Genomic DNA, 25,303 nt, shown 5'->3' with positions numbered 1-25,303 from the left:
GTGCAATCGTTCTAGCCAGGGATTCCATTGTGACTCACGAGACGGATGCGATTTCTACACTAATCGCCGACATCGACAGCATCCTCCACAAGGCCAGCTCCCGTCGGCCTTGGCTCAGGTCAGTTGATGTTCAAGAGCAGCGTCGGCTTCTGGAGCAAGTTCGTACCTATTTAGTCTCACGACAACAATCAGGCGCTGGAGATGAAGCTCGGCATCAGGAAAATTACCAACCGCAAGCAACAGCACGACAGATCGTGCAAGCGGTTGAACAAGATATGGAAGCTGTGCGAACCAGCTTGATGCAGTCCTTGCAGGGGGATCTGGAGAGTCTTCGCCAACAGCGGGAGTCTCTGGTTCTAGAGATTCGGCAGATGGAGAGTTATCGGCTGCACCATCGAACGCTTGCCCAGCAACAAGCGGCACAGCAGCAACTGATTTCCGAATTTTTGCAGGTGCTTTCTAGTCGCTTGCAGGAAAGTCTCGCGCAACAGATGGCTCAAACCCTGAGAAATCTGGAAACTCAGTTTTTGAGCGCACAGATACTCCCTCCAGAAAGTCAGAAACAACCCTATAATTCCTCACCTAGCTATTCAGACGCGATATCCAGCAATTCTTTACCTTTACATCCGCAAGAGCGCCTGGAACAACTGCAAACCCTACAGGCGAAATCCGATCAACTGCTAGCAACGCTGGATTCAACCATTCGTACAGTCTTCGAGGCACTGCAACGCAATCTTTTTAGCTATCAAGAGTCTTTGTCCCAAGGACTTGATAAAATGCACAATTTGGGGCAGCAGAGCGAGCTGATGTTTACAGAGTTGGTGAATCAGCTCACCGAGCAGTTACAGCAAGAAGCCTCAGCAATTTTGCAATCATCGCGGCAGATTTCAGAAGTGGATGCAAGCAGCGCGACTACGGCTGCGAAAACACCAGAAACAGGCAATCAGCAACTCCCCTATCCCCAGAGAGAACCCCGAATTCCTCTGGATCAACCCCACTCGGCACCCCCTAATCGCAACGAATTCAATTTCTCGCCTAATGATGTTACTGTCGCCAGACAGCCATTGCCTTATCCGGGTGTTGAATTGCCCCCCCGCTCAGTGGAACAGGTACAGCCGCAAAGTCCCCAGTTGAATCTGCCAGCGGACAGGTTAGGCGAGTCAGTACAAAGGCAACCCTCTCAAAGGGACAATTTCTTTGGGACAACATCGCCTAGCACTACATCAAACCCTGCCTCTGGTGCCCAGAGTAGCGATCTGGAAGACTTGAATCTGGAGAACCTGGGCAATCTGGAGGCGGCATCGCTTGATGACGATGATATGAAAACTATCTTCCAGACGGAGCCTATTCTTCCCGCCACTCCCGAAAGGAGGCGCGACGAAATCGACGATTTTTTTGAAAGTTTGTTTGGTACACCGCCGCTGCCAAAGAGTACCGAACCACAAGGGCAAAGTGCTAAGAAACAACAGGAGGATGCTCCTGCGGTAGATACCCAAATTCAGGCGGAAAGTAAAGATCCAATCATCCCTCAGGACTCAGCAGGGGCGAGGAAACCCCACTCCTATAGCAGTCAGGACTCTTTAGAAGATGCCCTGTTTGCAGGCTTGGGAGACCCCGCTGAAGATGCCACGATCGCTCAACCGCCTGCGAGAGCAGAGCAAATTGAGGAGTCTTGGGAAGATGTTTTATTTCCAGAAGATTGGGAAATCACGGTTGTCCAAGCTGGCAATTGGGCGGCTCCGACAATTGCCAGAGACGATCGAAATGTCGAAACTAATGAAGCCTTCAACACTGAAACTGTGGAAGCAGGGGATTTGGTCATTTCGGCACTAACCGATCTGTTGCAGGAGCAGGAAGTACCGCCAGAGGAATCTTTCTTGCCAATTACCACACTTCCTAGTGTGGAGGAAATCACTCAAATCCAGAACACTCAAATCCAGAACACTCAAATCCAGAACACAGAGCAACCTGCAACCGAGGAAGCTGCAAGTCTGGAAGAAGATATCTACATTCCAGCTTCGCCAGACGAGAATCTGCTATTGATGGATACTTTCTCGGTTGACCAAGAAGAATTTTTTTGGCTGGATCGAGATACACTGCAACTGCTGAGTGAAGACCTGTCTAGCTTTGAGGCACCGCAGGGGGATGTGTTCCCGGAATCAGAGGAGCAGGGAAGCGATGTAGAGGCAGATTTTATTGATAACGGTACAGAAATCCAGACTCAAGGTGCCTGGTTCGCACAGCAGGAAGAGATTTTTGGAATGGAGATAGCAGGGGGGACGGTTGACGTTGAAACACAAGAGGAACAAGCGCCAGAAGCAACGCAGAGGACGAGACACTCACAGTTTGAAGTTCAATCCCAGGAAACTTTGCCAGTGACGGAACTGGATGAGTTGTTGATGGAGGATTGGGACGATCTTGCTTTAGATAGCTTTCTGGTGGAAGATTCGGTTCCACTGACAGATGGGGAGTCGGAAAGATTGCCATCTGAGGAATTAAGTTTAGCAGAAACAGAAAACGCGATCGCTCACCAGCAACAAAACTCGAACCATCAGGAGCAACCGGAAACTGCGGCGAATACTGTAGCGGCGAACACTGTAACAGAACCCGATGAAAGACCAGATTGGAATTTGGCTTCCTTGTTCCCCGTAGAACCCTTGAACCCACCTCCAGACAAGGCGATCGCTTTCCTTCCCCCCGCTAACCCTGATGAATCGTCGGAAGTATCGCCCTCTCTAGGTTTGATAACAGAAACAGAACTAGGAACGCAGGAGGAGCAAGAATACATAGCCGACTCGCAGCAACAGACGTTAGGAATCACTTCAACAGAGACACCAGAAGCCATAGATTTCGATGAATCGCTGGCATTCTTACCTGAAGCAGAACTCAATCTAGAGCTACCTACACAAACAGCGGCGCTGGATCAAGAATACGTCGCCGACTGGGAGTGGGAGGAGCCAGCCAATCCTCCCTGGGAGGCACCAGAAGCCATAGATTTCGATGAATCGTTGGCATTCTTACCCGAAGCAGAACTCAATCTAGAGCTACCTACAGAAACGGCGGCGCTAGAGCAAGAATACGTCGCGGACTCGGAAGCACAACAGACGCCAGAAATTACTGACGGGGAGACAACAGTATCGATTGAGTTTGATGAATCGTGGGGATTATTCGCCGATGAGGAACAGATAGAACCACCTAGAGAAAGGGCGATCGCTTCCGACATTGATGCGCTAACTGCGTTGCAGGAAGAAGACTTAGGCGACTGGGAATTTGAGGAAATGCCAGAAATTTCTCAAGTGGAAATAACACACCCAGAGGAATCTGAGTGGGAGGAAGAATTATTGCGCTTGGAAGTACTGATAACTCCACCAGACGACGCTCACACTCAGTTCCCCCTCAATTCACCTATTGAACCTGAGGAAGAAGCCGTTTCCGAGCTGATGCAGCCTGAAACCTCTGACGATTCCGATCTGGATATATTCTCAGACTCATCCACCCCGGAAAAAAAAACTCCGTAGAGATACCCACTCAGGGAACAACCCTTGAATCCCCACTTGTGTTAGAGAGTATAAAATCGCTCCCCATCGGGATAATGAATGCAAATTCAATTCATGCTTCCACTATCCTGCGGTCTGCAAAACCATCTCCTGCGGAAAATGTCAGCAAGTATGCCTGGTACTTAGGGATTGACTTTGGGACAACTGGCATTTCCGCCGTTCTGTTAAATGGTTCGACGGGTGAGCGATATCCCATCTATTGGATAACTCAGGGACAGACAGAATCTACCCAGACCAGCTTTCGTTTACCAGCGGTGACTTATACGGGGCCATCCTGGGGAAATTACGGGCACTCATCGGTGGTTGCGAGTAGCGCTTACGCACATACACCAGCAGCGAGTAGCGCTTACGCGCATACACCAGCAGCGATCGCTGTGGGTGTCCTGGCGTCTTCTCTTGCCAATCGGAAAGAAGGAATCTTTATCCAAGACTTTAAACCGTACTTAAAGGTAGGAATTCCTTACTATTCATCTGCCAAAAAATGGGAGCCGGTATTGCAGTGGTCTCTCGACCAGCCAATTTCGCTTTACTGGCTGGGGCGATCCTTGCAAGCATTATTTGCCACTCTCAGACCCCTAGGAGGTCAGGGAAACCCGCGATCGCCAGCAGAACATGGAAGAAGTGATTTGGTGGGTGCTGCTGGTTTAAAGCCCTCTACGCTGAATGCAGCGATGGGTTGCTTGAGTGGTGTGATTGTGGGTTGTCCTGCCCAATGGGGAGATACCTACCGCTTTAACATCCGCGAAGCCGTACTCGGTGCCCATCTAGTGGAAAATCCGGAGGAAATATTCTTTCTTGAGGATGCGATCGCTACTTTGTTAGCAGGGATTGAAGGTGCAACCCTACCGGGAGTAACCTGGCAAGGCGGGACTCTGGCGATCAACGCGGGTGCCACTACCATCGAACTGGCTTTGGTGAATTTGCCCGAAAATCTTAAAGACTTAACTTATTCTCAGTTTGCTTGTCGGAGTCTTGCCTATGCAGGCAACGCGATCGATCAAGATATCATCGGTCAATTACTGTTGAACGATGAAGAAGGCAAGATGAAAAATGAATTCGAGTCATCCTTCATCCTGCATTCTTCATCCTTGATCCTTCCCAAAGCCGGGGAACCCGATTTACCCACGCGCGATCGCTTGGCATCGTTATTGCAAAGTTCTCCCCTAGGACAAGCGCTTCTAGAAGCTGCCAATTCTCTCAAACGAATTTTGCAACAGCAAGACAGCTATACCGTGGAATTGGGCGGAAAGTCCTGTTTGGTGACACGCCGAGACTTAGAAAACCGCGTGTTCAAACCGTTTATTGAAAAACTGAATCAAGAATTGAATGCACTGCTAACCCAAGCCGGGATACCCGCATCGGGAATTAATCAAATTATCTGTACTGGCGGAACCGCAGCCATCGGGGAAATAACTCAATGGCTGCGACAAAAACTCCCAAAAGCAGTCCTGATTCGGGACACTGGCTCAAACGACTCAACCCTAAACTGTAGTCCAGTTGCTTACGGTTTGGCTACGTTACCGTTGTATCCTCAATTGTTGGAGCAACAAACACAGCAGTACAGCGATTATTTTCTGCTTTTGGAACTTTTACGGGCTTTACCGGAAGCACCGCTGCCGCTTCATGAAATTATGCAGTTATTAGAGTATCGCGGCATTAATACGCGAGTTTGTTATTCTCGCGTCATGGCGCTTTTGGAAGGAAAACTGCCTGCTGGTATCGTGCCGTCGGAAGTCGAGTTTGGACTGCTGAGTTCCGCCTCCGAGCAAAATCCTGACTATCAAGCGATCGCAGAGGCTCCACTTTTCGACAAAGAAGCGACGCAGATGTATCGACTGAATGCTCAGCAGGGCGATCGCTATCTTCGCTATTTAAACACCATCCTGACGAGTACTTACCAAAAACTAGAGGAACCATTAGTTTTTAACTTGTTAGTACCGGCAACGGTTTAGCGATTAGATACCAGACTGCTGGGATTAAGTCACATTCTCAATCACCCCACAGGCAGAGGATTAAATCCTTAAAATCTGTTGTTTGTCAACCGTACTTCTAACAAAACTTAAAAAACTACCGATTCCCTTAAAGATTCGGTAAAGTAAGGGCTTTCAACGATTCATCTGTACGGAGTGTTGCCTATATTGACAGAAGAGCAGCCTGATTATAGTAGCTAACTTAAAAACTGTGATTACTACTTCCCACCTCCCCGAATCCCGCGACGTTGCTTCGTCGGCGTTTGATAAACTCTATCGGGTTGATGTTGCAAAACACCCAGCCTGTCATCCATCTGTCACCAGCAAACAGAAGCGCCTAATTGATATTTTGGGAGCCGTCGTGGGGTTAGCGATCGCAGCAACAATTACAATTCCAGTAGCGATCGCTATGCAACTGGATAACCCAGGACCTGTCTTTTACCGCCAGATTCGCTGCGGTTTGAATGGACGCAAGTTCCGCATCTGGAAATTCCGCTCAATGGTGGTTGGTGCAGACAAGCTCAAGCATCTGGTCAACAACCAAGCGAAAGGGCATATTTTTAAAAACGAAAATGACCCCCGGATCACCCGCGTCGGTAAGTTCTTACGTCGCACCAGCTTGGATGAATTCCCGCAGTTCTGGAACGTTCTGATGGGGGATATGAGCTTAGTGGGAACCCGTCCCCCCACCGTTGATGAAGTCATGCGCTACGACGATCGTCACTGGGAACGATTGAATGTTAAGCCTGGAATTACTGGCGAGTGGCAAGCCAATGGTCGTTCCAGCGTCCAAGACTTTGAAGATATCGTCCGCATGGATATCAACTACCAGCACAAGTGGTCTGTTACTTACGACCTCAGCTTGATTCTCAAGACTGTGATGGCAGTTGTGAATAAGAAAGGCGCTTGTTAAAAAGCGAATGGCGAATCGCTAATCGTAAACTTAGAATTTCTGACTGTAGACTCTGGACGCGAAACCGTTCGGAGTCTACAGTCTTTTTAACTCATAAGATCGAGATTGCTTGCTATGACGCTGCCCAATTGGATTACTTTATCTCGTTTACTGGCGTTGCCAGTTCTGCTTTATTGTCTGGACAACCCAACGACTGAAACTCGCACTGTGGGTTTGGTAATTTTTCTGGTTGCAGCTGCTACGGATTGGTTGGATGGCTACTTGGCTCGTAAATTGAATCAAGTTACAGATTTGGGTAAATTTCTTGACCCGCTAGTTGATAAATTACTGGTGTTGGCTCCGCTACTGCCGCTCATTCAACTCGGTCAAGTACCAGCATGGGGCGTATTTCTAATTTTGGCAAGAGAGTTAGCGATCGCTGGTTGGCGCGTTAACAAAACTACAATTACTGGTGCTAATATTTGGGGCAAGTTAAAGACAGTCAGTCAAATCATCGCTCTAGCGCTTTTAATCGCACCCCTGCCTGTCTCATGGCAAATTCCCGCCATTGTTGCTTTCTGGATTTCCGTTGCCTTCACCTTGATTTCTGGGGTTATTTACCTTCTACCCCAAAAAAGCGAGCAACCCTCAGCGGTTAGCTAGTAGAGACACGATTCATCGTATCTCTACATTACTGATAGCTCTTTTGTGTCTTCGTGTCTTTGTGGCTGATTTAGCCTGCTTCTAGAATTTCGTTATCAACTGAGAAATCTATCTCGGCTTTGTTACGACCAGAGGCAAGATAATCTTTCTGGAACGAGTTTTTTAGTCCAGAAATTAAGTCATATTCTGGATGCCATCCTAGTTCAGTCTTAGCTTTATTCACTGAAGCGAAGAAGTGCTGAGTTCTCATCGGAAAAGCCTTGCGTTTGCCAAAGTCAAACTTTTTGGGGTCGTAGTGGAGAATTTGCAGATTCTCAGCGGACTTCCCGACAGCAACAGCACAAGCACGCGCTAGACCATCAAAAGTAACATAGCGATCGCCCGATACATTATAAATCTGTCCCACTGCCTGAGAATTGCTCAAAACTGCTGCCATTGCCACCGCTAAGTCTTTTACATGACCGAGTTGGGTGATATGCAAGCCATGTCCGGGCATGAGAATTGGGCGATCGCGCACAATCCGGTCGAAAAACCAAGCTTCCAGATCGTTATAATTTTGAGGGCCGTAAATATACGTAGGACGAATCGCTGTAAAAGGCACTTTTTGCTGTGCCAGGTAAGCTTCCGTTTCATGCTTGCCCTTATGACGACTTTTGGGATCGACGGCATCCCCTTCTACATGAGGCATCTGATCTGACTTTTGATACACACCAGCAGAACTCATGTAAATAAAATGCTGCACCCGATCTTTAAAAATTTCTACTAAAGGTTGGGTGTCGCTCAATTCCCGACCATTATTATCGAAAATGGCATCAAATTTTTCTGGAGATAACTTTTCTTTTAGTTGCGAAGCATCCGTGCGATCGCCCTGAATTTGTTTGATACCTTCAACGGGCGCTGGTTTATTTCCCCGATTGAATAGCACCACTTCATGTCCTTGTTCCGCCAAAATTTTTGTTAGATAAACCCCGATAAAACGGGTTCCGCCCATGATTAAAATTCGCATTTTTATCTTCTATTCACAACAGTTAATTTGACAATTAGACTTCAGATTTAGCTTGATTCTTAAGGAAAGGTGAGGTTTCCGGTAATTTCCACGAGCGACCTTGACAGTGGACATAATCATCAATGATTTTAACGCCACTAAGTTCTGCCCCTAAATCGCATAATTCTCTCCGTTCCTCATCTGTCAAGTAGTCATTACCGTGAAAACTACCTGATGAATGCCGAGAATCACCCCCTGAATCTAAGTATCGCTGTCTCGATAAAGCAAAAAGTTCTTTAAATCTTTGATACTTTTGTTTCCTCAGTTCAGTAGGCTCTGTCATAATTCTGACTCCGGTTCAATAGGGACAATATCGCCACTTTGCAAAAGGCGAGAAATCGGCAAGATAGGGCTAGGTGTCTCAATGTACCAAATTATTCTGTATTCATCATCGAGATTCTCCTCAGCAGGTCTAACGTTTCCAGAGCGTTGAGAATTAGGTATTGTTCTTCAGATGGTTCCACAAATTGTTAGTCTGCATAATCGCCAAAGCTGATCTTACAGCCTCAGTTGAGTTACGGCGATTTTGCCGGAAAAGCAGACATCAACATCGCTACCAGGAGTGCGATCGCGTTTGGCATATTCTCCAACATAATAAAAATTATCGCCTTCAACGCGATAGTTAACTGGCAAGGGTTGCCGACAAGGTTCGCAAAACACCACTTCAGGATCGGGATCTCCTGGTAACAAATGCGGCAAATTCACGTTCCAAAACGTTCCCGGTTCGATGGTACGGTTGAGTAGATCGGCTAAGATTCCAGCCGTCCACCCCGCCGCCACATCCCAATCAACATTTTGTTTGCCTTTACGATAGTGAGAAACGGCAATCCCCGGAACCCCATGAAAGGCTGCTTCGCGCACGGCGGCGACAGTGCCTGAAATGTAAACATCGGCTCCCAAGTTGCCACCGGCGTTGATGCCAGAAAGGACGAATTTGACAGTAGAGCAAATATGTGTTAGTGCAATGCGAACGCAATCAGCGGGAGTGCCAGCGATCGCATATTCAAAATCCGAGCGACGCCGGACATGAATCGCTTGAGTCGTCGTCACCTGATGACCGCATCCCGATAAATGGTCTTTAGGAGCCACAATCACCCCCTTGCCATTCATCGCCTTTTGCAGCGCTCGGATTCCAGGAGCGTCTATTCCGTCGTCGTTCGTTAAAATCAAAGTCATATATTTTTTGCTGAGTCGGACGTAGCCTAGACGATTTGCTCAAGCACCCATTGATTCAAATGTGAGAAGGCAACTAGATGGAATTGCATCACCAACCGATTCAGGAATCTTACACCGCCGAAAACCTCCTCCAACAGCTACTCCCGCTGAGTGATGACCAGCTCAAACAGGAGTATTTAAATTATCTGAAATGGACAGACTCCATAGTGCAGATGTTACAGCGCTTGGAGGAAAAAGCTCAGGTAGTGCGAGTAGTGAAATTAGCCTTAGAAGTGGATTTGAGGTTAGGCGCACAGCTAGCAGGAGCCGTTAAACCGGAGTTTCAAGCCGCAACCGTCGATTTAGTTGCTTCTTTAGAAGTTCCTCAAGAGTTGAAGTTTCAACTTTTAGGTATCACTGGCTCTAATAGTGCAATTCCCAGCCTACTCCCAGCGCTTCACCACTCAGACGCTAAGGTGCGTGAAAGTGCAGCTTATGGGTTAGGTTCCATCGGCACCGATGCAGTAGTGACAGCGCTGCTGGAAGTATTGAACGATGAGGACTCTGGTGTTCGCTTGAGTGCAGCCTATGGATTAGGTTCTATCGGCACCAATGCGGCAGTGCTGGGACTGCGACAAGCCTTGAACGATGAAGACTTTCAGGTGCGCGAGAGTGCAGCTTATGCCCTTGGTACTATTGGCACCCAGGCAGCCGTAGGGGTGCTGCGGCAAGCCTTGAACGATGAGGACTTTGATGTGCGTGGGAGAGCTGCCTATGCTTTAGGTCAAATCCCCACCGAGCAAGCAGTGTCGGCGCTGCTGGAAGCTTTGAACGATGCAGATTTTCGGGTGCGTTACAATGCTGCCGATGCCTTAGGTCAAATTCCCACCGAGCAAGCAGTATCGGCGCTACTGCAAGCGTTAAATGATGAAAGCTATCGGGTGCGTCAAAAAGCAGCCGAAGCGTTAGGTTCTATTGGCACCCAAGAGACGGTGATGGCGCTACGGCAAGCGTTGAACGATGACGACTTTGATGTTCGCCGAAGAGCTGCTTATGCTTTAGGGAAAATTGGCAGCGAGGAGGCGGTGGCGACACTGCTGGAAGTTTTGCAGGATCGAGACTATCGGGTGCGCGAGAGGGCTGCATTCGGCTTAGGCGTTACCGGCAGCCCGTTGGCAGTGTCGGGGCTGCTGGAGGCTTTGAAAGATGAAGATTATGAGGTTCGCAGTTGTGCTGCCTTTGGGTTAGGTTTAATCGGCAGCGCATCGGGAATGTCGGGGCTGCTGGAAGCTTTGAAGGATCAAGACTTTTATGTTCGTAGGGGTGCTGCCTATGCTTTAAGGAAAATCGGCAGAAGAGGCATCGCTCCTGCACCTGCCCAAGCGGCGGTAGCTGGGCTGTTGGAAGCTTTGGAAGATGACGATTCGTGGGTTGGTTGGATGGCTGCCTATGCCCTGGGTTGTATGGGCAAAGAGGAAGGTGTAGCGGCGCTGCTGCAAGCTTTAAACCATCCAAACTTTGATGTTCGAGAGAAAGCTGCTGAGGCTTTAGGGAAAATCGGCAGTGAAGTGAGCGTCGTGGGGCTGCGACAAGCGTTAAATGATGAAGACTTTGGGGTTCGTCAAAGTGCTGCCGCTGCGTTAGAAAAAATTGGCTCCCCGGCTGCTGTGGCGGGACTTCTGGAGGCTTTGCACGATCGAGACTATCGGGTGCGCGAAAATGCTGCCTCTGCTTTAGGCAGAATTAGCTGCCCGATTGCCGTGACAGGGCTGCTGGAGGCTTTGGACGATGCAGACTATCGAGTGCGCGAGAAGGCTGCGGAGGCTTTAGGCGAAATCGGCTCTCCGGCTGCGGTGGTGGGGCTGTTGGAGGCGTTGAACGATGAAGACGCGACTGTGGGTGGAAGCGCTGCTTGGGCGTTAGGTCAAATCGGCACTCCAGCGGCGGTAGCGGCATTGCGACAAGCTCTCAACCACCCAGACGCTAGCGTTCGGGGGAGTGTTGCCTGGGCATTAGGTCAAATCAGTAGCCCGTCGGCAGTAGGGGCGCTCAGGCAAGCTGTCAACCACGAAGACGTTAGCGTTCGTGAGAAGGCTGCCTACAGTCTGGGGAAAATCGGCAGCGCTGGAGCATTGCCTCATCTGCGCCAGATGCTATTCAAACCGGAGAATAGCGTTGCTCTTAGCACGATACTTGATGCGATCGCTGCCATTCAAGAGCGCTGCGGTTACTACAACTACGCGATCGCCTAGTCTGTACTAAATTAGCGATCGCGCTATGTAAAAAAACAGGCATTTTCAATTCAAAAATTGGTGGAAATTGCCTCCACGGGACAGGTGGGAATGCACTGTTCGCAGACAATACAGCGCGATCGCGTAAAATTTAGGCGAAATGTCTGCGGTTCTAGAGTCAAAGCTTCTGTGGGGCAAACGCCAGTGCATAACCCGCAGTGAACGCAACTGTCTTCATCAATCACTATCTCTCGGCTGGCAAAAGAAACGCTGATGTCTTGCGATCGCATCCACTCTATTGCCGCATCCAGCGCATCAATATCGCCCAAAAGTTCCACCACTAGCTTCCCAATTTGATTGGGTGCCACTTGGGCGCGGATAATATTTGCCGCCACATTAAAATCCTTCGCCAGCCGGTAAGTCACCGGCATTTGAATGGCTCGTTTGGGAAAAGTCAGCGTTACTCGTTTTTTCACAGCTTTAAGTTTTAATCCCCTGATATCTGTTTTAACTTAAAAATTCCCTCAAAAATTTCTTGAGTCGGGCTTGACTCTCCATTTAAATGGAGAGTTTATAATGAGTTAGTTCAAGAACAAACTAACCACTAGAACAGTGAAGGATTAAAAATGAACAAAACTAAGCCCAATAAAGCGGTAATCGGGGGAGTTGTGGCTGCCCTAGCTCTGCTAGCGCTGACAGTCGCTCCAGCCCTCGCCGGTAGTTGTGGCGACTGCGGGATGCCTGATTGCACAACCCCCTGTTCAAACTGTTGAAAATTGGCTTTGGTTATTTAATTGGGCGCTAGTGTACTTAGTGCCATTTTCTTCCCGGCGTCAGCGTTCTGACGCCGGGTTTTTTGTTTCTAAAACTGTTTGCTAGCCGTTCTCCTCGATCCAGAGCTTGATAAGCATAAATACTTAGAATTAACTGACTGCTGTAGGCGATAAGGATTTAAAAAATTAACTAGAGTTAAACTCAAAGTAGGAATTGATAACTTGTAATAAATCGGTTATGGCTGCGAATTTACCTAACTCGCCAGTGGCATCCCCAGAGAAATCTGAATCGACAATGGGGAGACGCATCAGAAATTTCTTGATTGCCCTAGTAGCGATCATCCTCAGCGTTGCCCTATTCTTGGGACTGCAAACTGAGACAAGTTCAGTTTCCCTGGACACCCAAGCTGAGCAATCTACACCCTTAGAAGCGGCTTTGAGTAATGGCAAGCCGACGCTGATGGAATTTTATGCGAACTGGTGTACCAGCTGTCAGGCGATGGCAAAGGATCTGGGCGAATTGAAAGAGCAGTATGCTGATTCGATGAATTTTGTGATGCTGAATGTGGATAACAACAAGTGGTTGCCAGAAATGCTGCGCTACCGCATCGATGGGATTCCCCATTTTGTATATTTCGGCAACAACGGAGAAGCGATCGCTCAAACTATTGGTGAGGTTCCTCGTCCCGTTATGCAGGCAAACATTGACGCCCTCGTTGCCTCTGTACCTCTGCCTTACGCCCAAGCTGGGGGACAGGTTTCTGCCTTCCAATCACCCGTTACACCAGCCAAAGCCAGTCAGGATGACCCTCGCAGTCACGGTAGCCAAGTAAAAAGCGATTAAAAATTACTTTTCACTTGGCTGTTAGAAGATTTTTGGGCTGATGCTGACGATACTCGGCTTAGTCGCTGGCGGGGTTGGAGTTGCCTTGCTACCAGCTAATGTCCAAAATCTTCAACGCAAGGATGTCTTCTACAAAAACATCGCTGAATACACACCAACTGTCGCAATGGCGGCTGTATGGCGACGAGACGATGCCTCAGCTACTTGGCGCGAGTTCTGGGAAGTGACAAAAGCGATCGCGCAAACTCACTCAAAAGCCTCTTCATAATAAACGCTCATACGCGATCGCTTGCCTCCATTTGAGCGACACCAATAGAGATAGCCCAGAGGCTTTTTTCGGCAAAGTTCTTTACAATGCAAGCCCCTGGTAGCAAGGATGTTTATACTATCTCTAAAAAAGAGGTTTTGGACAGTAATTCCAGTATTGTGCAGGCATCCATAACCCCTGTAGTTTCAAATTTTGCAGCCGGTACAAAAAGGCAGCACCAATCGTTATGTGATCTGCAACATCAACTACGCGACGATTATTCGCTTGAGCCAGATAAGAACCCTTCACCCATTCATTGAACGATCCCATCGCGGGACCACACCAGATTTGATAATCCATTTCACGACCTTTCTCACCAGCATTAGACCAGCGGGAGGATAACCCCAAATACGAGCGAAAAATCAGAGCCATTTTACGTTTGGGATTGTTATCTGCTCTGGTTATTTGATCCGGGTCGCGTTGAGAAAAATAAGCAACGGTATCTTCCCAAACTGACTCTAGACTCTTCCTGAATATTTCTTTTTCTAATTTCTCTCTTTCCACAAGAGGAATTTCTTCAATTGAGTCATAGTTCTTGTAGAAATCAAAGAGTTTTTGCGCCCGCATTGCGAAGAGAGTGCCACGTTTAAGGACTTGTAATTTCACCCCCATTTCAAACATATCCGCCGCTGGTGCCATACTGACATCAGCCATCCCCGCTTGAGCTAGCAAGTTTTTGGTATGAGTAGAAGCTCCAGCTTCAAGACAAGATTGGTTAATGGAGCCAGTCACCACATAAGCGGCTCCCATCATAAATGCCCCTAATGCTGACTGCGGTGTACCAATTCCTCCAGCAGCTCCAACTCTAACAGGTTGTTCATAACCATATTTTTCTTGAATTTCATCCCTGAGAGCCAGAATCGAAGGCAGGAGACAAACCAGCGGACGATTATCTGTATGACCGCCAGAATCGGCTTCTACAGTGATATCGTCAGCCATAGGAACTTTTTCAGCTAAAGTAGCTTGCAACTCAGTAATTAAGCCTTGAGCGACCAATTGCTTGAGCATTTTGGTTGGTGCTGGTTGCAAAAATTTAGTGGCAACTTCTGTCCTAGAAATTTTGGCAATTATTTTGTTTTTGATCTCGATTTGATTCGCTGAATTGACACTGAGTCCGGCTGCCCGATAATAGACAATGTTGGGCGTCAAATCCAGAAATGCGGAAGCTTCTACCGTAGTTACGCCATGTTGGAGATATAGAGCGATCGCACCTCGCTCAATTGCAGCTTCACTAGGACTGTGGATCAAATTAAATGCGTAAGGTCCTTGGGGCAGTGCTTGCTGAATGCGGTGAATAGCAGTTTCAATTCTGGAAGGAACTAAGCCAGCGGCACCAAAGGCACTGAGAATTTTCTCTTTGCCAAGGGCAATCACCATTTCTTCTGAGGCAATGCCATTAGCCATTGACCCAGTACTATAGGCATATTTTACGCCATGAAAAGTGAGAAAATTTGGATCTCCCAACTGTTGTGTAAGCAGCGGCGGTACAGCCGTCAAAGTTTCTACTGATTCAGTTTTGCCGTTATTAGCATCGCCTAAATAACCTTCGTTAGTGATGCCAATTTGACCTTGCTTGCTAACGATGTAACAGGGTTTATCTAAATTCAGCAGTTTAGCCTTGATACCTTCTTCATCAAAAGCTACAGAACTTAAAGAACCCTGCCATACTGGATTTTGATTGTTCGGATTTCCTGAGAATCGAAGACCATTTTTGTTTTGCGTCAAAGGTATTGCCAACATAGTTTCTTTTTCCAATTCAAGTCAACAACAGATTTTAGATTGTAGATTGTAGGTTGGGTTGAGGTACGAAACCCAACAAATGCTTACTCTTGTTGGGTTTCGTACCTCAACCCAACCTACACAGGGAGAGGATTTTCTAACCCTAACTGAACCGTAATGTGACATTGCTATAGCAGATTGTAGTTGGGTTTCGTACCTCAACCCAACCTACACAGGGAGAGGATTTTCTAACCCTAACTGAACCGTAGTGTGAGTTTGGTAGATTTTAATCAGACTCAACTAAACAAAGAGCGATGTCTTTGACTTCATATATTCTCAGATTGGGTTTCCACAAACTGGCATCACCGATTAGGGTGACTTTGTTTGGGGTAATATCAACTTTGGAAATATGAACCTCTAAATACATCTCGGTATGACCATGAGGAATCTGTCCGCGATATTTCCAAATTATTTGATGGTCGATGAGTTGAACGAAACGGGGAGATTTGAATTGTTTTCCTAAATCAAATTGCAAAGCATAAACTTGCATCGCTTGCAAAATTGCCTCGATTCCTAATGAACCTGGCATGACAGGGTCAAGGTAAAAATGACATTTGAAATACCAGTCATTCGGCTTTACCTCTTTTCTGGCATAGATGTAGCCTTGCTGATAGTTTCCACCTCCCTCAATAATTCGTACTTCATTGAGGAGGTCTAACTGATAGTGAGCGAGACGATAATGTGGTCGAGCCTGATTAATACGATAAAACTTGGCTCTACTTTCTTGACTCCTTAAGTCTATTTTTGCTTTAGGTAGTCCAGTGGTATTTTCAGTTTCGTACCAGGGTGGAACATCCTTACCGCGATCCAGTCCTACCTGATTTGCCAAAGATTGGGGACTGAAATGACCAAATGCGGCATTTCCTTCATAAAAGGGTTCGCCATCGCAAACCATTTGAAAATCAAAACTTTGAATGATTACTCCTTGAATATTCGATGAAGAAAGCAATCGCGCTGTATTAGTAATCGTCTTTCCTCGGATATCTATATCCTTGAGAATGCGACCCTGTCCATCAAGATTGCGGAAGTACAAGTCTTGATTCGGATACAGCAAAGTGGTTCCTAAATAAGCAGAAAGAAAACCACATGGTTGTAGAGCTATCTCCATTAAAATTGAGTACGGTATCGTCGGAGATGAGTTTTGGCGATAATACCAAGGCTCCGGGGGAACGTCATATTCGGTGACGATACTGGAATTTTTTGTTAGTTGATGGCGTTTACCATTCACTTCCAAAACGCGATGCACTAAATTGAGATGAGTATTAGGCATCCGCGAAGCTTTGACGCTACCGTTGTCATAAATCTCGAATTCTGGCCCAAAACACTTAGCAACAGAACCTAGACAAAATTCGGTGACTTGCTCTTCATTTAATAAGGCTGGTTTCCGGGGCAATTCAGTCTGCTGTAGAGATTGTTTTATCGCTTGTTCAACAGGAATTGATTGATTGGGATTCTTTTCAGATAACTGCAAGCCCAGGTCTTTGAAGTGAACAACAATTTTGCCGTTCAGGATGATTTCAACGTTACATTTTGCATAAGGTTTTGGTGTAATGCCAATTTCAGTGATTTCCATCCGATAAATTAATTTTGCAGAAATCGGAGTAACTTGTCCCCGACAACGTACCACCTGTGGCAAACCTGGAATCGGTTGAAATCTGGCATCGACAGTGTAGGTTTGCAATCCTAAATAGAGGAGATAGAATTGCAACAATTGACCGCAACCTTCTGCCATCAGGGAACCAGCCATCACCTGATCGTCTTTGAAGTGGCAGGGGAAATACCAATGATCCGGGTCGAGAGTTTTTTCACCGATAATTAGACCTAAACCCCAAGCCCCTCCTGTGGGTTCTACTGATGTAACGAGATCGATCATGAGCATTGCCTTTGGGGGCAAGCGCAGGGAGGGATTTAAGCCGTTTTGCCAATAATGGTCTCCTAAGCAGGCAGCAATATTACCCTCGGTGAGGTGTAACATATCTGACTCATCAAGGCTTGATTTTTGACAGATTAGCAGAGGCTCAAACTTTTGCTTTCGAATCCTGCTGCGCTCTTCAAGTTCTTTATCGGAAACAATAATTCCCTTTCCATTTTCGAGTTGTTCGTCGGAGAAGAATCCAGCACAGCCTCCGTCCATTTTGAGGATCATTTTCTCCCCGACGAAACACTCGTAGCTAAAGAAAAATAGTAGGTTATCTCCGCTTCGTACAAAAGAATTTATGCGGATGTCATAACGCAGGGTTTGTCCTTCTTTAGGTAAATCATCTAGAAACGTCAGGGTGCAATCAAGCAAGCGATAAACCAGATCGCCTTTATTTTCAAAATCGATTCCTAGATAGCTGATTAATAATAAATCGCATTGACCTGATTCTACGCTGATTGCCCAAGGAACTTGACCATCAACCGCGTACCAAGCATTCTGAGGAATATCGTATTCGGTTGTGATTGAAGAGGGTTTGAAGCTATTTTTTTCCCCATCAAGTTTAGTAACCCTGCTCACCAAGAGATAGGGAGGAACTGGCAGCCGCACTCGCCGCGAATAGGAATCGATAATTTCATAGTCTTGACCGAAGACACGGGAAATTTTCCCTTCAGCAAATTCCAGCAAATCTGCTTCATCCCAAACAATATTAGAAGGCTTTGTGTAATGATTCGGCTGAGAATTTGAAGTTGCAGGGGCTAGCTGACCATTGTTCTTAACGGATATATTTTGATTCAATAATTGTTCGGCTACAGCTATTTGTAGCTGAAATATTTTCATCATTTGTTTTTGATTGTTATTTGTCTGTTGTTGGTCTTTGGCTATTGTCATGACTTTTGACTTATCACTCCTGTTTGCTATCTCTTTTTGGAAAATTTCACAATTTTCAGCGGTCAATATTTTAGAATAAATTCGGCTTCCACCCAAAGTGACTTTTTTAACAATTGATTGACGTTGGATGGATTTTTCTGGTGCTAGGGAATAAAGTGGGGACAAATCCACAGAGACACCGTGACTCAGAAGTTTTGCTAAAACCCTGACTACGCCAATCTGGTCATCAACGCCTTTGGTATTTATGGACATGGCGATATGCTCTTTTTGTTTGAGAGTTTCACCTATCCATCGGGAACAGTTGTTACCAGCACCTAGTTCGACGAAGATTCTGGCACCATCTTTGTAGACACTGTTAATAAGTGTAGGGAAATCGACCGTTTGACAGCAAATTTTGGCGGCGTTATGGGCAAGATAATTAGTATCCAGCTTAAGAGGAGCGTAATCTACTCCAGAATAGAACTGAATATTGGGTACATTTTGAATGGGAATTGAGTGCAGTTCAACCAGTCCATCATACTCAGCATTTGTTGGTTCGCAGTGCAATACGCTATCAAAATTGATGGGAAAATATCTGCATTTGAGAGTTTCAATAACTCTTAAACAAGCTTTCGGATCTCCACCAATTACTACTTCTTCTGGAGTATTGATAAACGACAGATAGACACGTTCTTCACGCGCTAGAACTGACTTTACTGCCGATACTGGTGCTTTGAGAACATAGGAAATCCAGAATTTCTCCGAGCGATCGCTTTCTGATAACCCCCAAAACCTACGTGCTGCTAAACAGGGACCACATACGTGGGTTTTAAATAGAGGAGAGGAAGTGAATACTTCACTTAAATTCCCATAATTATCACTCCATACTCCCAAGGCAAACAGCATACCGCTAGCTTCACCCAAACTATATCCAAATGCGACTTGGGGTTGGACTTGGAAATACTCTCTGAGAATCAGAGTATATAGCACTGCCAAACTGATTCCGGTTTGACACATGGTGACTCCATCACCGAAAAATTCTGCCTGTTTCTCTGCTTGTGCTTGAGTTGAAAGTTTCTCTAAACTCCTGGGATAATGTATTTTTTCGTGCATTACCTGACCTGGAACGGGAGTCAGGGTTGAGAAGATATCGTAAACTTTAGGAAACATCTGGAAGATGTTCCGTCCCAGTCCAAGATCGGAACTCCCCATACCGGGGTAAACAAAGGCAATTTTACCCTGTTTTCCTAAAGGTTTCGCTGTAAAATAGCTGCCAAGCGGTGTTTTCCATTCTCCGCCTGTTTCAAAAGTTTTGTTGATACCTGCGATCGCTAAGCGAATTTCCCGCAGGATTTCCTGTTTATTAGAACCGACAATCGCTAGCGTATAAGTCGCCTGGGGAGATTGTCCAAAAGCAGTAAAGGTCTGTGTGGCTGCAACTGATAGATCGTTACCAGTTTCAATAATATTCTGTAGCGAATTAAGCTGTTCAAGTAAAGCAGATTGATGATTAGCTGTGAGGGGAAATAGATAGAACGGCGTTTGTTCCAGATACTTACTGTGGCGCTCTGTTTGACTCAAATCTTCCGATAGAATTAAGTGAGAATAGGTGCCATCTATTCCTAAACCGTTGATTGCAGCGACTCTCTTAGATGCTTCGGGTTCTAAAAACCAAGTTCTCGATTCCGTAGCAACATAAAAAGGACTGCCTTGCCAAAGCTGCGGCATTTTCGGACTAGACCATTGGGGAGTAGCGGGAATGTATCGATGATATAGGCAGAGGGCAGTTTTAATTAAACTTGCCATCCCGGAAGCGGCATAGGTATGACCAATGTTAGCTTTGACACTACCTAAGCAACAACTTAAGTTGGGTTGGGAAGTCTGATAGGTAGAGAGCAAACCTGTGATTTCGGCTTCATCTTCCGGCGCTACGCCACTGCCAAAAACTTCCAGATACCCGATGTCTGTTGGTTTAATTCCTGCTAAATTGAAAGCTTGCTCTACAGCTTGTGCGACTACGCGATCGCTCGTCGATTTATTATTAGCATTATCCTGAATTAAGCTGATAGCATCAATAACGGCATAAATTCTATCTTGCTCTTTTTTGGCTGTTTCGTGCCGCTTTAAAACTACAGCACCTGCGCCTTCACCCACCATCCAACCATTAGCGTTTTCATCATAACTGAGGGTATTAATTCCTGTATTGATGGGGGCTAATTGATGGCGGAATAATACGTTTTCCAATCCACCGGATAAATCGACAGCACCGACGACTACAGCATCTACTTCCTCATTAGAAAGAAGTAATTGGGCGACTTCTAAAGCTTTAAAAACTGAATTTTCTTCGGCAGAAATGGTGAATGAAGGGCCAGAAAAATCCCATTGTGCGGAAATCCGGCTAGCCATCACATTGCCGATGAAACTGGTGTATCTGTTGACTTGCGCTGGAGGATGCAAGCTATCTTTGGCAAGAGTTTCCAGTTCGGCAATCCTTTCAGGAGGCAAAGAAATATTCGCTTGTTCGAGGCTTTCTTTGATTTGCCAAGATAAATCACAGCGACCGCGATATTGATGTAAGGTAAGTTCTGTACCCATTGCCACAATTACGGCGACATTTCCCCCAGGAGCAAGTTTTGCATCTTTGATGGCGTTGTCAGCCACTTTTAGCATTAATAGCTGTTGAGGAATCAGTTGATCTTCGTCGCGGGGCGGTATTTTGAAATTGAGAAAATCGAGTTCAAAATCTTGGATATATGCTCCCAAAGGTGCTTCGCCGTTTGCTAAGCCGTATTCTTGAAGTAATTGGGGATGCTCTTCGATGCCTTGCCAACGCTGAGGCGGAACGGGGATGAAATGCTGCGTTCCGTCATAAATAGTGCGCTCGAAGGCATCTAAGCCGTTACAGGAGCCAAAGAAGGCATCCATGCCGACGATCGCTAATGAGTTTTGGATTGGGGATTGGGAATACTCCGTCTCTGCTACCGTTGCCTCTGAAGATTCTAAAATTAAATGGGCATTGGTACCACCAAAGCCAAAAGCACTAACGGCGGCGCGTTTTGTAGGTAGTTGGTGAGGCCAAGGTGTAGCGGAAGTGACCATCTGCTTAGCAGCGATCGCGCCTTTATCCGAACTGAGAGGATCGGTTACGTCGATTGTCGCCGGGATTACCTCTTCGGTCATGCTCAAAATTACTTTGATTAAACCAGCAACACCCGCAGCAGTCAGCAAGTGACCAAAATTGGACTTAACAGAACCAATCAGAGGTGCAGTTTGATACTGACCGAAGAAGGCTTCCATCGAGTTGAGTTCGGTGATATCTCCAACAGGAGTACCAGTGGCATGACACTCAACATAATCGATACTGTTGGGAGTAATTCCAGCTTCGGTATATGCCCGTTCAAATGCTAAGATTTGTCCTTTAGGATTGGGACTGAGGACGAATTTGCCTTTTCCGTCATTGGATAAGCCAATACCGCAGATTGTGGCGTATATGCGATCGCCATCTCGCACCGCATCGCTATATCGTTTCAGGACAACTATTCCTGCGCCTTCTCCAGCAACCAGTCCTCCTGATGACTTATCAAAAGGATGCGATATCCCATCTTCTGGATAAGCTTGGAAGATGGAAAATCCCATATTAATGAAAAACGGATCGGCGCAACTCACAGCACCCGCTAACATTAAATCGGCTTTGCCGGATAATAGATAATTACAAGCTAGTTTGATCGCATAAAGCGATGACGCACAAGCTGCATCCAGGGATAAATTTATACCGGATAGAGACAAAGCTTGGGCAATAACTGCTGCTGGATATCCGGACATCATGCCATTCAAGGCTGATGTATCGCCTGATGATTTCTCTAACCGGAAAGATTCTTTTTGTAAAAGTTGCTGAAGTGCTGAATCGAGAACTTTATGATAAATCGGTGCGAATAAACGGTGAGAAAAGCGGGTAGGAAAGGACAGGTTGCCCAGAATTACACCGCATTTTTGCAATACTGATATATTGTTTAAATAACCGCTATCTTGTAAAGCTTGTTTTGAAACATAGAGAGGCCATTGATAAAGCTTGTCTAAGTTTTTTAGTAATTCCGGCTCAATCTGATACCCGCTGGCATCAAACTGAAAGTCTCGGATATAACCTCCTTTCATACAATAGTATTTATCTAGTTTTCCTTTGGCAGGATCGTAAAAACATTGGGCATTTACCCCCATCTGCTCTTCAGTCGCTAAAGTTTTTAAATCTTTTTTAGCTATTAGATTTTGCCAATATTCCTCTGGGTTTTCTGCACCTGGAAATAGACAAGATAAACCAATAATTGCAATTTTTTGCATTCTATATCCCTGAAATATAGCAATCCCGAAATGATTTGGGCAATTTACCTATAAATTGTTATTGAACCACAAAGACAGCAAGAACACAAAGGAAGAGTGAAAAAGAGACTGGCTACCAACCTAAAACGGGACAGTAGCCAGGGAGACAGCTTCTTGTGTGTGTCATGCTTTAAACTGGTAGCCCAGGAACCGATGATTTCACGTAGGATTGCTATATCTGCGGTATCTGCTCTCTAAAAGCCTGCATTGCAGCCGGAAAACGGGCGATGCTTTTTTGATGGGCGAGTCAGCCTCACTCCAAGCTCTTGAAATTCGATCTGAGCGGAACTGCCGAGCATACCCCAGTAAATCCCACTCAGGATAAAAGTTACCTCCATCTGCTTTAACTCGCATTCTGGGGGCGGCAGGACTTGCTCAAGGGAGGCGGCAACATCGGGGTGGGGGATTGATAGAGCTTCATTATCAATCCCGTTCGTAGATATAACTGATGCGCGATCGCTTCTACAGCACCCGGAACTTGTCTTTGGGCTTTACTTCACTTAACTCCTATCTTTTCTGAGTTAGCAAACAGGCGATTTAATTGTTTGCTAATCGTAACTTCCGCCCCAAATACTCGCGAGTAGACTTTGCCTTGAATATCGTGGGAAGTAATATTTGCTACCAACTTAGCCTCGTTGCTGGAAACGACTTCCATAGAAACGTAAAATTTCTCGCCTGCTGGGATAAATTGGAAATGCTCACCATGCTGACACCGTAAAGGCAAACTAGCTGCTTGATAGAAATGCCTTACCCAAATCAACATACATTGAAATTGCACGTCAGCGGCTACAAAATCGAATGTTTCTGCGGGAAACTGTCCCCGCTGCTTTTCATCAAGTTTGGGTAGAACGCATTCCATCGTCAGTGTTTCTGGGGTGATATTTAAGACTTGTTTTACCCCTTTAAAACTTGGCCCATGAAACAAGGTGCCATCCTGATAAGGTGACAGCAACAAAAACTCTTGATTTTGAGTTTGGTCAAATTCATAAGTTGGAGCTTCTGGAATTTTCTTCAGAAGCTTAATTTGACCGCTGTAATGATAGCGGGGTTTTCCTGCTACTTCACTGCGTATAATAGCCAACAATTCAATTCCGTTTTCTTGGCTTTTCTCTATTTCTTTCAATTCCAAAACGTACTCGCTTGCCAAGGTTTCATCGAAGACAATTCCCTTTAAGACTTTGTAGTTTTCACAGCTAAAAAACTTGTGACCAGGATATAGCTGGGCGCTAACATTAGCAAGCCATACAGAAGCACAAACGGTTGGCAATACTGCTTGATTGCCAATTACGTGATCTTGTAAAAAGGGATTCGCTTTCAGGTTTAATTTTCGACGGATTTGGTAAGTACGCAGTTCTGAATCTAACTCTCCAGACGCCGCGACCAAAGGACTACCCACCAAGACTTGTACCGTTTTCCGTTCGCCAAAATCTAGTTCGTCAACTAGCATCTGAGTTCCCACTTCAACGGGAATCACCTCAACGTTGCGTTCGGCAAAAATCTGTTTCAACTCAGGCGTAACCATCCCGCCATCCCACGGTCCCCAATTGAAGGAAACTACATGACAAGAGGGATGTTGGCGCTGGAAGTGATGGGCAAATTTATTGAGAATCTCGTTAGCGATCGCATAATCTGCTTGACCAGTATTCCCGTAAAATCCTGCGGCTGAAGAGAATAACACCAAATGCTCAAGTTGATTCGCATCGACACAACTTAGGAGATTTTCCAAGCCTTTAATTTTGGCAGAGTAAACGGCTTCAAAATCTTGTTCCGTTTTATTCTCAATCAATTTATCTGCCAAATTACCAGCGCCATGAATGATTCCTGTAATGGTTCCGAAACGCTGGACTGCATGGGTTAGTTTTTCCTGTAAAGCGATCGCGTCGGTAATGTCTGCGCTGAGGTATTCTGCTTGACCACCAGCGATCGCGATCGCTTGCAGCGTTCCGGCGATGTCTCGTTGCGCTGAAATCGCCTTAAGTACCTTTTGGACTTTGACTGGGGTGGGTTTCTCTCCTCGTGCAGCAATATCTGTCATGATGCGCTTTTTCAGCTCAAATTCATCAACACAATCTTTTGCCCATGATGGTTCCGGGTTGATGGCTGAGCGACCGAGGAGGATAAACTTACAACGGTAGCGTTGCGCTAGTTTTATAACACATTGTGCTGTGATTCCGCGTCCGCCACCGCTGACGAGAAACACTGAAGATGGAGTTATTTTATTTGCACCGTTAACTTTCCGAGAAACGGCACACATATCGCCGACAATGGTGTTTCGACCAAGCGAACTATACCCAACTTCTACTAGCAATCGATTGGGGTCGTGAAGTTCGGCGATAATCGTTTGGGCGACAGATTCTGCATCCAGTTCTGGACTTAAATCTATAGCACGACAAAACACCCGTTCCCATTCCAGGTTTAGGGTTTTAGTTAAGCCAAACAAACCTCCACTAATAACGCTATCGGTTTTTTGTCCCACACCAAATTCCCCATCCAGGTGGGTTACGGTAAGGAAACAACTGCGTCCCTTGCGTGCTGCTTCATTCAGGGATTTTTTCAGGTGTTTGGCAATCAGAAAAATCTGCTTGAGGATGGCTTTTTCTGATTGGATGTTAAGCAAATTATCTGAAAAATGCCCAATTGCCGGATGCAGATGGATGAACGCGCCGATGGGACCATAACTGGTAGCGATCGCCATCAGCTGTTGTTTCAAATGCTCCTCGCTCAAATCTGCCAGCACCACCCGGCTAATTCCTCCAGGTAACGGTAGCCGTTGGGCAATAACAGATTCGGGAAAGCTTAATACAACCACTTTCCACCCTCGGTCTGAAAGAGACTTGACCAATCTGATACTGGCAGGGCTACCGTCATCAGTCAGCAAACAAATGTGATGATCGGGCAAGGTAAAATCCAAATAATCTGCCTCAC

The 25,303-nt window shown here is 46.2% G+C and carries 15 protein-coding genes; 8 read left to right on the top strand and 7 right to left on the bottom strand.

Features of this window, described 5'->3' with window-relative positions; genetic code table 11:
* Positions 1–29: 29 nt before the first annotated feature.
* From ACFW2W_RS25775 to pgsA, 4 genes are all read left to right on the top strand, one after another.
* Positions 30–3,518, top strand: a complete 3,489-nt coding sequence (locus ACFW2W_RS25775) for a hypothetical protein (protein ID WP_378184622.1) — start codon at positions 30–32, stop codon at positions 3,516–3,518.
* 74 nt (positions 3,519–3,592) lie between these two features.
* On the top strand, positions 3,593–5,509 hold the full coding sequence (locus tag ACFW2W_RS25770) for a hypothetical protein (protein ID WP_378184621.1): 1,917 nt from the start codon (positions 3,593–3,595) through the stop codon (positions 5,507–5,509).
* A gap of 229 nt (positions 5,510–5,738) precedes the next feature.
* Positions 5,739–6,440: a sugar transferase gene (locus ACFW2W_RS25765; protein ID WP_378184620.1), complete on the top strand. Its 702-nt coding sequence runs from the start codon at positions 5,739–5,741 to the stop codon at positions 6,438–6,440.
* Between the two features lie 114 nt (positions 6,441–6,554).
* Positions 6,555–7,082: a CDP-diacylglycerol--glycerol-3-phosphate 3-phosphatidyltransferase gene (pgsA, locus tag ACFW2W_RS25760; RefSeq protein ID WP_378184619.1), complete on the top strand. Its 528-nt coding sequence runs from the start codon at positions 6,555–6,557 to the stop codon at positions 7,080–7,082.
* 70 nt (positions 7,083–7,152) lie between these two features.
* Here pgsA and ACFW2W_RS25755 read toward each other — a convergent pair whose 3' ends face one another.
* From ACFW2W_RS25755 to surE, 3 genes are all read right to left on the bottom strand, one after another.
* Positions 7,153–8,088 carry an NAD-dependent epimerase/dehydratase family protein gene (locus ACFW2W_RS25755; protein ID WP_378184618.1) on the bottom strand — a complete coding sequence of 312 codons (936 nt, stop codon included), beginning with the start codon at positions 8,086–8,088 and terminating at the stop codon, positions 7,153–7,155.
* Positions 8,089–8,122: 34 nt separating this feature from the next.
* Entirely contained in the window at positions 8,123–8,410 is a 288-nt protein-coding gene (locus tag ACFW2W_RS25750; RefSeq protein ID WP_378184617.1) for a hypothetical protein, read from the bottom strand.
* A gap of 215 nt (positions 8,411–8,625) precedes the next feature.
* On the bottom strand, positions 8,626–9,303 hold the full coding sequence (surE, locus tag ACFW2W_RS25745; RefSeq protein ID WP_378184616.1) for a 5'/3'-nucleotidase SurE: 678 nt from the start codon (positions 9,301–9,303) through the stop codon (positions 8,626–8,628).
* A 77-nt stretch (positions 9,304–9,380) separates the two neighbouring features.
* Between surE and ACFW2W_RS25740 the strand changes: the two genes are divergently transcribed.
* Positions 9,381–11,534, top strand: a complete 2,154-nt coding sequence (locus tag ACFW2W_RS25740) for a HEAT repeat domain-containing protein (protein WP_378184615.1) — start codon at positions 9,381–9,383, stop codon at positions 11,532–11,534.
* Positions 11,535–11,584: 50 nt separating this feature from the next.
* Here ACFW2W_RS25740 and ACFW2W_RS25735 read toward each other — a convergent pair whose 3' ends face one another.
* On the bottom strand, positions 11,585–11,989 hold the full coding sequence (locus ACFW2W_RS25735; protein WP_378184614.1) for an NIL domain-containing protein: 405 nt from the start codon (positions 11,987–11,989) through the stop codon (positions 11,585–11,587).
* A 150-nt stretch (positions 11,990–12,139) separates the two neighbouring features.
* Here ACFW2W_RS25735 and ACFW2W_RS25730 point away from each other — a divergent pair, with 150 nt between their 5' ends.
* The 3 genes from ACFW2W_RS25730 (at position 12,140) to ACFW2W_RS25720 (ending at position 13,398) form a co-directional block, all read left to right on the top strand.
* Complete coding sequence (locus ACFW2W_RS25730) at positions 12,140–12,286, top strand: hypothetical protein (RefSeq protein WP_378184613.1); 147 nt, start codon at positions 12,140–12,142, stop codon at positions 12,284–12,286.
* Between the two features lie 238 nt (positions 12,287–12,524).
* Positions 12,525–13,130, top strand: coding sequence for a thioredoxin family protein (locus tag ACFW2W_RS25725; protein WP_378184612.1), 606 nt, complete (start codon positions 12,525–12,527; stop codon positions 13,128–13,130).
* A gap of 40 nt (positions 13,131–13,170) precedes the next feature.
* Entirely contained in the window at positions 13,171–13,398 is a 228-nt protein-coding gene (locus tag ACFW2W_RS25720; protein WP_378184611.1) for a LysR substrate-binding domain-containing protein, read from the top strand.
* A 123-nt stretch (positions 13,399–13,521) separates the two neighbouring features.
* On the opposite strand, the gene ACFW2W_RS25715 is transcribed toward ACFW2W_RS25720, so the two are convergent.
* The 3 genes from ACFW2W_RS25715 to ACFW2W_RS25705 form a co-directional block, all read right to left on the bottom strand.
* Positions 13,522–15,177: a PfaD family polyunsaturated fatty acid/polyketide biosynthesis protein gene (locus tag ACFW2W_RS25715; RefSeq protein ID WP_378184610.1), complete on the bottom strand. Its 1,656-nt coding sequence runs from the start codon at positions 15,175–15,177 to the stop codon at positions 13,522–13,524.
* A 265-nt stretch (positions 15,178–15,442) separates the two neighbouring features.
* On the bottom strand, positions 15,443–22,339 hold the full coding sequence (locus ACFW2W_RS25710; protein ID WP_378184609.1) for a PfaB family protein: 6,897 nt from the start codon (positions 22,337–22,339) through the stop codon (positions 15,443–15,445).
* Positions 22,340–22,874: 535 nt separating this feature from the next.
* Entirely contained in the window at positions 22,875–25,289 is a 2,415-nt protein-coding gene (locus ACFW2W_RS25705; RefSeq protein ID WP_378184608.1) for an SDR family NAD(P)-dependent oxidoreductase, read from the bottom strand.
* Between the last annotated feature and the right edge of the window lie 14 nt (positions 25,290–25,303).

Origin of the sequence: Coleofasciculus sp. H7-2, from assembly GCF_042747725.1 — a bacterium.
Lineage (GTDB): Bacteria > Cyanobacteriota > Cyanobacteriia > Cyanobacteriales > FACHB-T130 > FACHB-T130.
The sequence above is the reverse complement of the archived record's forward strand: the minus strand, read 5'-3'. Positions and strand labels throughout refer to the sequence as shown.